Source organism: Bacillus sp. LL01 (assembly GCF_001037965.1).
On sequence record NZ_LFEL01000001.1, the window covers coordinates 465909 to 480132 of the forward strand.

Annotated in this window: 12 protein-coding genes; 2 read left to right on the forward strand and 10 right to left on the reverse strand. The window is 40.1% G+C overall.

What is annotated here, in order from left to right; translation table 11 throughout:
• Window positions 1-187: 187 nt before the first annotated feature.
• A complete protein-coding gene (locus tag AB685_RS02295; protein ID WP_128755789.1) occupies window positions 188-1201 on the reverse strand; it encodes a DUF2515 family protein in 1014 nt (337 codons plus the stop codon).
• Window positions 1202-1302: 101 nt separating this feature from the next.
• Here AB685_RS02295 and recU point away from each other — a divergent pair, with 101 nt between their 5' ends.
• Window positions 1303-1899 carry a Holliday junction resolvase RecU gene (gene recU / locus AB685_RS02300; RefSeq protein ID WP_047968924.1) on the forward strand — a complete coding sequence of 199 codons (597 nt, stop codon included), beginning with the start codon at window positions 1303-1305 and terminating at the stop codon, window positions 1897-1899.
• A 45-nt stretch (window positions 1900-1944) separates the two neighbouring features.
• Entirely contained in the window at window positions 1945-4668 is a 2724-nt protein-coding gene (locus AB685_RS02305) for a PBP1A family penicillin-binding protein (RefSeq protein WP_047968925.1), read from the forward strand.
• 48 nt (window positions 4669-4716) lie between these two features.
• Here AB685_RS02305 and AB685_RS02310 read toward each other — a convergent pair whose 3' ends face one another.
• From AB685_RS02310 to AB685_RS02345, 9 genes are all read right to left on the reverse strand, one after another.
• Window positions 4717-5232 carry a YpoC family protein gene (locus AB685_RS02310; RefSeq protein ID WP_053073700.1) on the reverse strand — a complete coding sequence of 172 codons (516 nt, stop codon included), beginning with the start codon at window positions 5230-5232 and terminating at the stop codon, window positions 4717-4719.
• Entirely contained in the window at window positions 5232-5885 is a 654-nt protein-coding gene (nth, locus tag AB685_RS02315) for an endonuclease III (RefSeq protein ID WP_047968926.1), read from the reverse strand. The genes AB685_RS02310 and nth overlap by 1 nt, the downstream gene beginning before the upstream one ends.
• Window positions 5886-5957: 72 nt before the next feature.
• Entirely contained in the window at window positions 5958-6659 is a 702-nt protein-coding gene (locus AB685_RS02320; protein ID WP_047968927.1) for a DnaD domain-containing protein, read from the reverse strand.
• 547 nt (window positions 6660-7206) lie between these two features.
• A complete protein-coding gene (gene asnS / locus AB685_RS02325; protein WP_047968928.1) occupies window positions 7207-8499 on the reverse strand; it encodes an asparagine--tRNA ligase in 1293 nt (430 codons plus the stop codon).
• A gap of 132 nt (window positions 8500-8631) precedes the next feature.
• A complete protein-coding gene (locus tag AB685_RS02330) occupies window positions 8632-9819 on the reverse strand; it encodes a pyridoxal phosphate-dependent aminotransferase (protein ID WP_047968929.1) in 1188 nt (395 codons plus the stop codon).
• Between the two features lie 21 nt (window positions 9820-9840).
• Window positions 9841-10314, reverse strand: coding sequence for a DUF5590 domain-containing protein (locus AB685_RS02335; RefSeq protein WP_047968930.1), 474 nt, complete (start codon window positions 10312-10314; stop codon window positions 9841-9843).
• 12 nt (window positions 10315-10326) lie between these two features.
• The gene (locus tag AB685_RS30095) at window positions 10327-10497 is read right to left on the reverse strand and encodes a YpmA family protein (protein WP_082153472.1); all 171 of its coding nucleotides are present in this window, start codon (window positions 10495-10497) and stop codon (window positions 10327-10329) included.
• Between the two features lie 216 nt (window positions 10498-10713).
• Entirely contained in the window at window positions 10714-11547 is an 834-nt protein-coding gene (locus AB685_RS02340; protein ID WP_047968931.1) for a hypothetical protein, read from the reverse strand.
• A 58-nt stretch (window positions 11548-11605) separates the two neighbouring features.
• Complete coding sequence (locus tag AB685_RS02345; RefSeq protein WP_047968932.1) at window positions 11606-14185, reverse strand: exonuclease domain-containing protein; 2580 nt, start codon at window positions 14183-14185, stop codon at window positions 11606-11608.
• Between the last annotated feature and the right edge of the window lie 39 nt (window positions 14186-14224).

The window sequence follows — 14224 nt, forward strand, 5'->3', positions numbered from 1 at the left end:
CAAAAGCTTAGAGGAGGTCTGACAATGTCCCAACAACAGAAAGATCAACAGCATCATCAACAACAACAACGTAAAAATCAGGTGGAAAGCGCTCCTGGGCAAGAAGACAAAAAGTTGAAAGGGCCAAACCGCCCTTCAACGTAATATCATGAAACTATAAAAACAGCTCCTTTAACGGGAGCTGTTTTTATAGCCAGCTTTTTAAAGCAATTAAGCTGTGCATCTGATGTTGTTTGTGTATAAACCATTTGGTTAGGTCAATCTTTTTGTTGGCTATTGGTGAAACAGGACTTTTCCATTTAGGTATATGCTTGACTTTTTTAAAGACCCAGTCGTCGGGAGTTTTCACATTTTTGTGTGGAATGATTGGATATATCCCCCTTAATAAAGGTGTCTCCCGAAAAAGATTTTCGTGTAAATATTGTTCATAGTCGAAACGGGATCCGGTATGTTCCGTTTTCAATGAGAAGTTATAAAAGGAATTCTTTAGTTCAACAGAAAATAACAGGGATGCTAACTTTTTTCCTAGTTCAATTCGATTATCAAGCTTTTGAAATCCATGCACAGAGTACCCGTAAAGTCTTCCTTCAAGTGTCGGAAATACAACACAACTAAAATGGCCCAAGTCCTGAAAGGCATATACACTTGTACCAAATACTTTTCTTTTCAATTTTTTGTTATGTAAAACTGGTTCTTGTATAAGATTTTGTTCGTTGATAATCAAGGAAGTAACTAGCCTTTCCCTATCTCCTGATTTCCAGAAATACTCCCATTCAGCTTCCATAAAGCATGAAACGTTAAATTCTTTCAATAAATGAAATAGTGGTTTGTTATAATAGATGGATAATTCGTATAGTAATAATTGTGGATAAGCATCATTAAAAATCAGCCAATTGGCCATTTCGTAAGTTAGAAAAATTGGAAAACGTTTTTGCCACTCCAATGCGAGCTTAAACCATCTCCCTTGAAGATCCGTCATATTCCATCCCGCATTGCGTGATACCATACTCGCCAAAAAAGCCCATCTGACCTCGGGATTCCTATTATAATAGGAGGCATAAGCTTTGGTCCGGGAGATGTTATCGACATTGTATTTTGCTGTATTTTTTCTAATAGTAGTGATAAACTTATTTTCTTGAAAGGAGTACGTGTACTTCTCCCTTCTTTTTTCTATTTGCAAATAGAGAGAAACATGCTCCAATGCCGTTAATCCTCCTTTCAGCTACAATAAGTGACAAAGTTTACAAAATGATGACGTTTTTTTCTAATATAAGATTAGTTTTTGTCTAGAGGGGGAAATTTATGAATATCCGTTACCCTAACGGTAAGATATTTCAGTCAAATGGCACTACACCTTCCAAAAAGACTGGTCCTACTTTGTATGGAAACCGCGGAATGAGTTTAGAGGATGACCTTCATGATTCCAATATGTATTACCTTACTCACGGAGTAGCGGTTGTCCATAAAAAACCGACACCTATCCAGATTGTAGATGTTCATTATCCGAAAAGAAGTGCGGCAGTCATTAAAGAGGCCTATTTCAAACAAGCTTCGACCACAGACTTCAATGGGGTATATAAAGGGAGATATATCGACTTTGAAGCGAAGGAGACAAAGAACAAAACCTCCTTCCCCCTTCAGAACTTCCATGAGCATCAAATTCAACATATGCGGCAGGTTGTGAAACAAAATGGGATCTGTTTCGTCATATTAATGTTCCGTCTTTTTAATGAAGTGTATTTGCTCCCAGCTGAAAAATTATTTCATTATTGGGAAAGAAAAGAATCCGGGGAAAGAAAGTCAATTACAAAACTTGAGGTGGAACAAGATGGATACTTGGTTCCACAAGGCTATCAACCAAGAATTGATTATATTAAAATAATTGACATGAATTTTTAAATGCCCTGGAATATATGGATGAGTGAAGAAAGGCAGGTCTGAAACATGACTGAAAAGTATCAATCAAGAGAACAAAGAAGAAAAGCCATGGAAGAAGAAAGAAGCACAAAAAACGGGACAAAGAAGAAAAGTTCCAAAAAAGGGATTTTCAAAAAAATATTTTTATCTGCACTTATTATTGGAATTGTAGGATTACTAACAGGTATTGGAACTTTCGCTTATTATGTGCAAAGCACTCCGCCTTTAGATGAGACACTTCTGAAGGTCCCGGTTCCATCTAAAGTCTATGGAATGGATGGTGAACTTGCTGCGGAAATCGGAGGTCATGAAGCAAGAGAATATGTGGATGCTGATGATATCCCTGACCTTGTAAAGGATGCATTCCTTGCTACAGAAGATGTCCGTTTTTATGAGCATAACGGAGTGGATTACCGACGACTTGCCGGAGCTGTGTTAGCAAACGTCACAAGAGGATTCGGTTCAGAGGGTGGTAGTACCATCACACAACAGCTTGTGAAACTATCTTTCCTATCTACCGATAAAACATTAAAACGTAAAGCACAGGAGTTCTATTTGGCCTATCAATTGGAGTCCCGATTTACCAAAGATGAAATTCTTGAAATGTACTTAAATCGTATCTACTTTTCTAACTATGCATATGGTATCTCCAATGCTGCGAACAATTATTATGGTAAGACGCTAGACGAATTGGAGCTACATGAAGCAGCTATGCTTGCTGGGCTTCCTCAGAGCCCGAACAGCTATAACCCTGTAACAAATCCGGAGAATGCGGAAAAGCGCCGTAATATCGTCCTTAGTCTGATGGTGAAGCATGGCAAGATTACACAGGAAGAAGCGGATGAAGCTAAAGCGACACCTGTTGATTCCACATTATCAGATGATGTGGAAAAAACGAATTACTCCAATAAATACAATGCTTTTATTGATCGAGTAATTGAAGAAATATCCGATCAATTAGGGGATGTAGATCCTCAAGCAGACGGGTTGGAAATTTATACAACTTTGGATGTAAATGCACAAGAAGAAGTAGAATATATTTTATCGGATGAAAGTGGTATTCCACATTTAGATAATGAGGATTATCAAGCTGGTATTGCTTTAATTGACACACAAAGCGGTGAAATCCGCGCTATCGGTGGCGGACGAAACCACATGAAGACAGGAACAAACTATGCTACGGACATCAAGGTTCAGCCCGCTTCAGCTATCAAACCGATCCTTGATTATGCACCTGCTATTGAATATCTGGATTGGTCGACATACCACCAAATTAATGATGAACCATACAAGTATTCATCCGGCACTGAATTGAACAACTGGGATAACAAACATAAGGGCTACCTTAGCATGAGACAGCATTTGGCTGACTCACGAAATATACCTGCTTTAAAAGCACTTCAAGAAGTAGGTTTGGATCGAGCTCGTGATTTTGCTGTTCAACTGGGAATTCCACTTGAAGAAGAAATAAATGAAGCATACGCTATAGGTGGATTCACTAATGGTGTATCCCCCCTTCAAATGGCTGGGGCATACAGCTCATTCGGAAGCGGCGGGGTCTATACAGAACCATTCGCTGTAACTAAAGTAGTTTTTCAAGACGGTACAAGTGTCAATTTGAATAAAGAATCAGAAGTGGTAATGAAGGACTCTACCGCATTCATGATTACAGATATGCTGAAAACTTCTGTTCGAAGTGGCTTAGCGACAGCGGCTAACGTTCCTGGATTAAATATCGCAGGTAAATCAGGAACTACCAACTTCGCTGAAGATACAATCAATGAGTATGGTATTCCAAATGGCGGTGTTCCGAGTTCATGGTTTGCAGGTTATACTCCAACCTATACAGCAACAGTCTGGACCGGTTTTCGAAGAACGGGTGAGGAGAATTACCTCCGCCCGATTGATGGAGTGAATCAAGATCAATACTTATCCCGTATCATCTTTAAACAATTGATGGAAAAAATTTCTACAACAAGTGAAGACAAGGCCGACTTCCCTGTTCCAAACAGTGTTGTCCGGGTTCCAATCGAGAAAGGATCAAACCCTCCGCTAAAAGCGAGCGAGTTTACTCCTTCCGAACAAATTACGAACGAATACTTCGTTAAGGGAACAGAACCGACAGAGGTATCAAAAGAATATGATAAGCTTCCTACTCCTAGTGGTTTCACCGCGGAGTATGATGAGGAAGCGAATGTAATTAATCTGAATTGGAAGTACCCTGAAGATCGTATGGAAGGTGTAACCTTCAATATCAGCGTTGCTGTAAACGAAGGATCGCCTCAACCATTAACCGAAACGAAAGATCTAGGCTTGGTTGTGGAATCACCTGATCCTGGTGCAACATTCAAATTTGAACTGATTGCCGTTCAGGATGAAAATAATGAAAACAGAAGTGATGCAGCTTCTCAAACAGTAACAATACCTGAAGCTGCCGAAGAAGAGGATGAAAGCATTATTCCTGAAATCCCTACCCCTCCTGGAGATGGTGAAGAACCCCCTGGGGATGGCGAAGAACCTCCTGGGGATGGCGAAGAGCCTCCTGGTGACGGCGAAGAGCCCCCTGGTGACGGTGAAGAGCCCCCTGGGGATGGTGAAGAACCTCCTGGGGATGGTGAAGAACCTCCTGGGGATGGTGACGGCGATGGCGACGGTGAAGAAACTGATGGAACTAATACACAAAGTAACACTAACCGTAACGGACAGGGTCAACGAGGCAGTAACAACGATTCTGAAGATAACGACGACTAACCATATAGCAAAAGGGCTACCATGTTGATTGGTAGCCCTTTGTTTTTTCTATTGGTTTGTTTCTCTATTTTCTAACGCCTTGCTTTTATAGAAAAGTTTCTCGCCTTCTGTGAAAAGCTGTTGAAGCTGAATAAAAGAATGGTATAACTCTGGCTTTTTTAAAACAAAATCAAATCTTTCATCCACATTTATCGGTGTCCATTTTAATGAATCTATATCCCTTTTCCAATCATTTATACTTCTCACCGGCTGTCCATTCATCCAGAACTGCATTTGGAGAAACCACCCAATAGCGGGAATCATCTCTTCTTTCGCCCCTCTTCTATCCCTGTTTTCATGCAGGGTGTTGAGAGTACTCTGCTTCGCTTTCCAGCTAATAAGTATCAAAGGAATGCTGTCGCTTGTATTCTCCCAAGGAAGCTTGTATGGAGCAGCTCCTTGATAATATGCGATATCATATTTGAATGGGATAGTAATAATATCTTCCATATCAAAGTGATTGATATTGATTGAGTCCTTTTTGGTATAAAAATATGGATGAATAAACGCCTCAGGAATCTTCATTAGCCCACCTTCTTTTTCATTCTCTTCTTTCCTTCCCTACACATCTCGAGTAATGGACAACTTTCACATTGAGGGTTTTGCGCCTTACAATGATACCGTCCAAAGAAGATAAGCCGGTGATGAGTAGCTGACCATTCTTCTATCGGAATTTTTCTCATCAACGTTTTTTCCACTTCCAACACATTATCTTTCCATTTGCAGATTCCAAGTCGTTTGCTAACTCTTTCTACATGGGTATCCACCGCAATTGCAGGTACACCGAAAGCTACAGATACTACTACATTTGCCGTTTTTCTCCCCACCCCTGCTAATTTAACTAGTTCATCTCTATCTTTAGGAACCTCTCCACCATACTCTTCAAGAAGCAACTGACAAAGGCTGCGGATGTTTTTGGCCTTGTTTCTGTATAGACCGATGGAACGAATGTCCTGTTGCAACTCTTCCAAAGATACAGAGAGGTAGTCCTCTGGTTTTTGGTATTTTTCAAACAGATTTTTTGTCACTTTGTTGACAAGTGCATCCGTACATTGTGCAGATAGCGCAACAGCTATCACTAACTCAAAGGGATTTTTATGATTTAATTCACAGTGGGCGTCTGGGAACATTTCTCCCATTACCTCTACTACCTCTTTTATCTGTCTCAAGTTTAGCATTATTTTAATCCTGCCTTTCTCTTTTTGATAGAAAAAAGGACACGCAATTCTAGCATTACGCGTCCCCTATTTTTAATCAAGCCAGTTGTAAAATGGAACCGTGCTGTTGTTCGACTTATTTGGTGGAACGGAAGTAGGCTTTTGCTGGTTTTTACGAAATTTTTTGCCATATTCGTTTGCCTGGTTGATTGTTTTAATTCCATTCTTTTTCCATTCGAAAAGAATCCGGTCAATATAGCGGAAATTCAGTTTGCCTGAAATAACTGCTTCTCTTAATGCAGCTTTAATAATAGATGGATCGTGGTGATCCTGATCCATCCACATATTTAGTGATTCACATTCGAAAGGTGACAAGGGCCGACCAAATTCCTGTTCAAAGACTGTATATAAATTGATTTCCTGCTCTTGATTCGATTGTTGAGTGGCTTGCTTGTTCTGGTCCATCATATAGGTAATCATCTTTTCCCATAGGGGTTGGAGAGAATAACGTTCGTATTTGATGGAGTATTCATCCATTTCATCACTGATGGATACATACCCTTTCTGAAGTAGATGACGTAGTATTTCCATACACTCGGAAGGATCTACTGTCATCTTATCTGCGATTTCCATTGGGGTTGGAAAAATAATTCCGCTTTCCACGAAAGAATGTACATGTAGAAGGAGTAAAAATTCTTTTTCATTTAACCCTAGCTTTACATAGTTGTTTAACAAATATTTAGGAACGGTAAGGTTCCCCTCTTCCATAAATTCAAAAAATTGCTCTTTTTTCATTTGAGACACCTCTCCGATAAGTATAACAAATTTGTTGGTGTTCTTCCTAGGGGAATATTTTTCAATCATAAGTTATTAAGGGGATTTCCTTTGCTACTTTGCTACTTTGCTACTAAGACATAAGAAAATCCGGGCAAAAAACGCCCGGTCCTTTTGAACAAAATATCATTAGAAGTTTGTATAATCGCCGCTGTTCCTTCCGCAAATGGCTTCGCTTATCCTAAGGGCGACTTTGAGCCTCCTCGGCGATGCGGGGTCTCAAAATTGTCGCTACTCCCCCGTAGGAGTCTTCACCATTTGCTCCAATCCACAGCTAGAAACCAGTCACCTCATTAAGATAGCTTTTAGTTACCCTTTTGGTGAATGAAATTACCTTGTTGATTGTAGTGGAAGGCGCGCAGACTCCTGCGGGAGGAAGGGACAGGGGAGACCCCGCAACGGAGTGAGGAGGCTCACGGACCGCCCGCTGGAAAGCGAAGCGCCTGGAACGGAAATCTTTCTGGTCTTAAAAAAAGTCACCTGCCAAAAAGGCGGGTGACCGATATTATTATGGATATAAACGGTTTAGTAATCTTGGGAATGGAATGGCTTCACGCACGTGCTCTGTTCCACTGATCCACGCCACTGTACGCTCTAGGCCAAGACCGAAGCCCGAATGTGGCACGGAACCGTATTGACGTAGCTCCAGATACCATTTATAAGCGTCAGACTCCAGGTTATGCTCTTTTAAACGTTGTTTTAATAGCTCATAGTCATGAATACGTTCTGACCCACCGATGATCTCTCCATAGCCTTCTGGAGCAATCAGGTCTGCGCATAATACCACGTCATCACGTTCTGGGTGTGGTTGCATGTAGAAAGGTTTAATTCCAACCGGATAGTGTGTGATAAACACAGGCATATCATAGCTCTCTGCAATTGCAGTTTCATGAGGAGCACCGAAATCATCGCCCCACTCGATATCGTCGAATCCTTTTTCATTCAAGAATTTGATAGCATCGTCATAAGAAATTCTTGGGAATGGAGCTTGGATTCTTTCAAGCTTGGACACATCTCTGTCCAAAATTCCAAGTTCCAATTTGCAGTTTTTAACTACAGATTGAACAATGAATGATACATATTGTTCTTGAACGACAAGGTTGTCATCGAATTCGTAGAATGCCATCTCCGGTTCGATCATCCAGAATTCAATTAAGTGACGTCTTGTTTTGGATTTTTCCGCACGGAATGTCGGTCCGAACGAGAATACCTTACCTAATGCCATTGCTGCAGCTTCCATGTAAAGTTGGCCACTTTGAGAAAGATATGCATCCTCATCAAAGTATTTGGTTGCAAACAGTTCGGAGGTACCTTCAGGTGCACTTCCAGTCAAGATAGGCGGATCCACTTTAGAGAACCCGTTTTCATTGAAGAATTCGTAAGTTGCACGAATTACTTCATTTCTGATTTTCATGATGGCATGCTGCTTTTTGGAACGTAACCATAAATGACGGTTATCCATTAGGAATTCTGTACCGTGATTTTTAGGAGTGATTGGATAATCCACTGCTTCATGGATGACTTCCACTCCAGTAACTCCTAATTCGTATCCAAATGGAGATCTTTCATCTTCACGCACTATTCCTGTAACATATACAGATGTTTCCTGTGTGACAGATTTAGCTGCCTGGAATACGGACTCATCCACTTCAGCTTTCACGACAACCCCTTGAATGAACCCGGAACCGTCCCTTAATTGTAAGAAAGCAATTTTTCCGCTTGATCGTTTGTTCGCAATCCAGGCACCAATGGTTACTTCTTCACCAACATATTTATGTACTTCTGCAATCGTAGTTTTCACTTCTTTGTTCCCTCCAACATTGTTCTTCCAATTATAATGACACATTTATGTACATAACTTCTATTATACAAGGCTGCAATAGGGTAAGCAAACTCTTTTCTTCCTATAAAAAAAGCGTAAGGCTAAGTAATACTACTTAGCCGCTACTTTTGCCATATAGTTTGCGATTCGTTCCACGGCACTTTCTAACAGGTCGAGACTTGTGGCGTAGGAAAGACGGACATAATCATCCGCTCCAAAACCGGAGCCTGGAACGAGTGCTACTTTTTCCTCTTCCAATAATGCTTTAACAAAGCTGTCCACGTCTTCAAAGCCGGCCATTTTTGCCGCTTCTATCGCTTTGGGGAACAGATAGAAAGCTCCTTGTGGTTTAAGGCAATGGAAGCCAGGGATCTGATTCAGCTTTTCAAAAATGATGTTAAGTCGTTCTTCAAATGCTTCACGCATCACTTCTACATCATCCTGCGGCCCTTGATATGCAGCGATTGTTGCATATTGTGAAATCGAGGTCGGGTTTGAGGTGCTATGGCTTGCAAGGTTTGTCATCGCACTGATAATATTCTGGTCACCGACTGCATACCCGATTCTCCAGCCTGTCATAGAATGTGATTTGGATACTCCATTGATGATGATTGTCTGTCCTTTTAGTTCTGGAGACAGTTGGGCGATAGAAACATGCTTGTTTCCATCATAAAGTAGCTTTTCATAGATCTCATCAGAAACGATTAGGATATTATGTTCAAGGCATATTTCCCCTAACGCTTGAAGTTCTTCCCTACTGTAGACCATTCCTGTCGGGTTGCTTGGGGAATTCAGGATTACCGCTTTTGTTTTAGGGGTTATCGTCGCCTTCAGTTGTTCAGCAGTTATTTTAAATTGATTTTCTTCCTTACCTTCTACATAAACAGGCACGCCTTCAGCCAATTTTACCTGCTCAGGATAGCTGACCCAATATGGAGTTGGGATGATCACTTCGTCCCCTTCATCAAGGATTACTTGGAATAAAGTGTAAAGTGCATGTTTGGCACCGATGCAAACAATCACTTCAGAAGGCTTATACGTAAGTTCCTGATCACGCTCCAGTTTGCTGATTATTTCTTTTTTCAATGCTGGTAATCCACCGGACGGCGTATATTTAGTAAAGCCCTTATCCATTGCTTCTTTTGCGGCATCTAGAATGTGAGCTGGTGTATTAAAGTCCGGCTCCCCTGCTCCAAGTCCAATAACATCATGACCTGCGTCCTTCAATTCCTTCGCTTTTGCCGTGATTTCCAATGTCGTAGATGGTGTTAATGTCGATACTCGTTTGGCTAATTTCATCTGTACTTCCTCCCGCTACCATTAAAAAATTATTCGTTGAAAGTATTCTCCATTTTCATATTTGATGTAATAGAGATTATACTGATTGTTATTGTCCTTGAACTTAATCTCCCACAAAGGCGTGTTCTTTTCCATTGCCAATGAAACGGAAATGATTTCTTTTGGTTCCCTGTCTGTTTGGAGATAGTTCAGTACCTCTTCTTTCGCGATTCCTTCTTCTTTTTGGGCTAAATGAACGACTTCCTGGTTCTCATCCACCCAGACGACCATTTCTTCGTTCTCATCATCTGTTCCTTGAACGATAATAAAAGAACTGGTTCCATTATATGAAGATACTTCATCAACCGTTTGCAGGTTTGCCTCTTGCTTCGCGATTTCTGTTGCACGTTCCATTTCATCTTTGACAGGTGACATGGCCGTTTGGTATATGGTAATGAGTTGCCACAAAGTAACAATGGCAATCAAAATAATACTGTATAATATCCACTTTTTCATTTCATCACTTCTTTATGTACGATATATTGTAAAAACTGCTTTTTCCTGATTTTCTTGGTCAAGTGCCAAGCCGAACATAAGGTTTTCTCTTTTTAATGTTCTGTTCAATGTATCCACGATTTTGTACAAATCGGATGAATTCTCCACTGTTACGGTTGATAAAATTTCGATTTTACTTTCCATCCCAAAATCCTCCTGCGCTTAAACAATTTTTGTTACTCATACTGACCTGTATTGTCGGTTAGAATATAAGTACTGAATCACCTATAGTGTTCAAACACATTATAACAGTTTCTATTCAGTTTAGTACATTGATGTACGTTATTGTATAAAATATTACTCCTATCCCACACCAACTTGAAAGGTGAATCTTTCTATAAAGGCAGATTCACCCTTTTTTTAGGATATCGATCGATATGTATCCAACGGGATAGTAAAAACCTGATAATCATGGTCATTCGCTTTCACAGATATATTTCCCACTTGTCTGGTCTGATAGATGTCCATCCATGTCTCGTGGAGCCGTTCCAGTACGCCTGTAATTCCTCTTTGATTATTCTTATTGAAAACGATGGCTACTTGAGGGTCACATTCTTCCAGAAATGCTTCCGTTGTTCCGGAAGGGTTACCGAAATCCCCCACTTTCAAGATATTTACCACGCTCAAATCTTTATTTTTCATAAGGGTCTTTTCAACTTCTTCTTTTGCGCTCGTCATGTATAGAAGAAACGTCCCCTTGTACTCGAATAACAAGTCCGTGGCAAAATGTTCCGTTTTATTCCCCTTGCTAAGTACTTCACATTTTAAATCATGAAATACCTCTTCCGTATTTCCAGCTGTCCAGCTTACATTTTTTATATGTAATGGAATGTTAAAAGAAGTATCGGGTAAAACAATACTGTGGACTTGGACATTTTTTACCACACTTTGCAGATTACCGATATATTCGTCTTCTTCATTTGTGATGATGACAGTAGTCAGTTCTTCCACTCCAAAAATATCGAGATAATATAATAACTCTTCACCTGCTTCCGGTCCTCCTGTATTTAGGAGAATATTGTCCCCGGAACTTGACTGTATCAAAGTACTCTCACCTTGAGTCAAATCAAAGAATGTAAAGGCTATTTCATTTTTGGATAAATTCAAATTGATTCTTTCCACATCATGAGGAATCTCCGGCTGAAATATTCCCCACTTGAATAGTAATATAGCAATGGTAATAAATTTCCACATAGAATTCATCCATTCCACTTCTTAGTTATCTTACTGTATTAACCTAACTAAAAAGCCACTAATTCATACTATCCAATATGGAAAAAAAGGAATCTTTCTTAACGATGGCATTCGGTATGGCGTCTATAAATGAGCTACCGTACCGTTTTTCCACCACTCTCCTGTCAAAGATGAAAATATCCTTCGATCCGCTTCCTTCCAGAAACGTTCCGACCATTTTCTTGAATCTCAGAACCGCAATCGGAAGGGAAACATCTGTAAATGAATTTCGCCCCTGCCCTTCCACATTAGCAATTCTTGCTGCCATCACTGGTTCGTCCATCGCCTTGAACGGCAATCGGATTACTACCAAAGTGTCTATTCTTTCATCAGAAAGGGATACCTCTTCCAGAAAACTGTTGGAAACTAACAGAATGGCTTTGTCAAAATTGGAAGCTGCCTTCAAAATCTTTTGCTTGCCACCTGTCATGCTGCTTTGACTTACTACTACCGTTTCTTCGGCATTTGGAAGTGATTTAATCTCCTGGTAGACTGCTGCAAGCATTTCAAGTGAAGAAAAAGTGACAAGTATTCTCCCGCCCTTTTCTTCCAGAAGCTCTTTTAGTTGGATGCCGGCCATCTGAATATAAGTTTCATTTTTGCCCCTTGTAATGGCAGGCATATCCGTTGGGATATACACACCTGTGTATCTATCTTCTATTGCTTTACAAAGGACAGTTTTGGGATAAAAATCAGTTAAACCAAGTTCTTCGATCATATAATCAAAACGATTATCGACACTTAATGCCTGTGAAATAAATAGAACACTGCTTTTTATCTGATAGAACTTTTCTGCAAGACTCTGTTTTACATCAATGGGCTGCTCATAAATTGTGACGGAATTTTTTGCTCCCCTTGCTGGAACATCAAACCATGTCAGTGCATTGTCCCCAGCTTCAAATAAGAGTGAATGAAAAGTTTCTCTCATTACCTTTAATGGATGCAAGTTGGCCTCCTGTTGAATTCCTGTTTCACTGGTTTCGGTTCCCCGCTTATCCAAAGAAATAAGTACCTCTGTCAATTTCATACAGAGGCGCTGTCCCGCTTCCAATACAGCAAACCAACCTGGAGATTTTTCCTTTAACAAATCATATCTATATATGGATCTCTGCTGAGTCTTTTTTGTTTTGGAAAGGCAATAGCTCCTGATCATTCGAAATGCCTCATCAAGCTCTTCCTTCGCCTGCGAGACAATTGGGGTTTCCTTCAGTTTCATTAGAGCAAAATATAAATCCAGATAACTTATTTGTTTTCCTAGAAATTTGCCAACGTTTTGTTGAAACACATTAGCATCTTCTATTAGAAAATAATCTAGCTCCTTTAAGACATCCGGTTTCCAAATTTCTTTTGAAAGGAACTGATGATTGGTGAAAATGATATTTGCTCCATCCAATTTATTTATTGCTTTTTGATAAAAGCAGAACGCGCCTTTAGATTGCTCCTTGTTTACTCCGTAGGTACAGTTTATTGATTCCCAAAGCAACTTCCCCCCTGATGAAAGAGAAAGTTCCTCAAGGTCTCCCGTTTCCGTCTCCGTCAGCCAAACCAGAATCTGTGCTTTGGTGAGCACTGCATCATAGTTATCATCTTGATCATTGAGCGTAGAACAGAACCTCGGTAAACTAAGGTAATAGAATTTTCCTTTAATCTCCGTACAAATATGCGCTGCATCCCTTTTGAATGTATGAATCAGCTTCTCAAGGCTTCGCTTCGTATCTGAAGTAACAGAACAGATCGCAACTTTCTTATTCTTTTCAAGGGCAAAAAGCAAAGCACCCATAACATGGTTTATTTCCTTCACTTGTGATGGAAGCAATTCCAACAATCCATGTTGTCGGGATTCCAGAAGGGTTCTTACTTCTTTTCCCACAGATTTTTGTAGGCTTATTGCTTGTTCACTAATCGCCTTATCAGCATCAACTTTTTCATTCAGGCTATGACCACTGACCTTTTTAACTACCAGCTTTTCTTGGTATAGAACGTATTCTTCAGAAATGGTTCCACCTTCTGTTTGGAACAAAAGATGGATATCGCTTTTCATCGAGTGCAAAAATGTATGTAACTGTTTGATTGTTATGGCAGGAAGCCTATCAATCTTATCCAATAACTTCAGAAATATAATTGCGGTCGCTTCAGCGTCACTGTCTGCCCTATGAGGATTATCATGATTAAGTTGATAATAGATGGACAGATCCGTCAACTTATAGCTTTTTTGAGTCGGTAGCAGAATTCTGGCTAGTTCAACTGTATCAAAGGTGTTTCCTGAGAAAGCAGGAAAGCCGCTTGATCTCAATTCATGCTGCAAAAAAGATAGGTCGAACGGAACATTGTGTGCAACCAGTGATGAACCGTCGAGCATTTCATTCAACATCGGTGCAATCTGTTGAAAAGTAGGGGCACGGTCAACCATCTCTTGATTGATGCTTGTTAATTGTTCAATAAATGGTGGAATGGAACATTCTGGATTTACAAAGCTTGAGAATCGCTCCACTATTTCTCCATCTTCAATCAAAACAGCGCCAACTTGTATTATTTTGTCATTTTTCTTCGGAGAATTCCCTGTCGTTTCCAAATCTAGAACGACAAATCGCTGTTTCATTAACTCCACCTCATTACATCTGTTCAACTTATATAGAAA

Coding starts and splice junctions, on each gene's coding strand:
- recU (WP_047968924.1), top strand. CDS start 1,303: ATGAATATCCGTTACCCTAACGGTAAGATATTTCAGTCAAATGGCACT.
- AB685_RS02305 (WP_047968925.1), top strand. CDS start 1,945: ATGACTGAAAAGTATCAATCAAGAGAACAAAGAAGAAAAGCCATGGAA.
- AB685_RS02310 (WP_053073700.1), bottom strand. CDS start 5,232: ATGAAGATTCCTGAGGCGTTTATTCATCCATATTTTTATACCAAAAAG.
- nth (WP_047968926.1), bottom strand. CDS start 5,885: ATGCTAAACTTGAGACAGATAAAAGAGGTAGTAGAGGTAATGGGAGAA.
- AB685_RS02320 (WP_047968927.1), bottom strand. CDS start 6,659: ATGAAAAAAGAGCAATTTTTTGAATTTATGGAAGAGGGGAACCTTACC.
- AB685_RS02330 (WP_047968929.1), bottom strand. CDS start 9,819: ATGAAATTAGCCAAACGAGTATCGACATTAACACCATCTACGACATTG.
- AB685_RS02335 (WP_047968930.1), bottom strand. CDS start 10,314: ATGAAAAAGTGGATATTATACAGTATTATTTTGATTGCCATTGTTACT.
- AB685_RS30095 (WP_082153472.1), bottom strand. CDS start 10,497: ATGGAAAGTAAAATCGAAATTTTATCAACCGTAACAGTGGAGAATTCA.
- AB685_RS02340 (WP_047968931.1), bottom strand. CDS start 11,547: ATGTGGAAATTTATTACCATTGCTATATTACTATTCAAGTGGGGAATA.
- AB685_RS02345 (WP_047968932.1), bottom strand. CDS start 14,185: ATGAAACAGCGATTTGTCGTTCTAGATTTGGAAACGACAGGGAATTCT.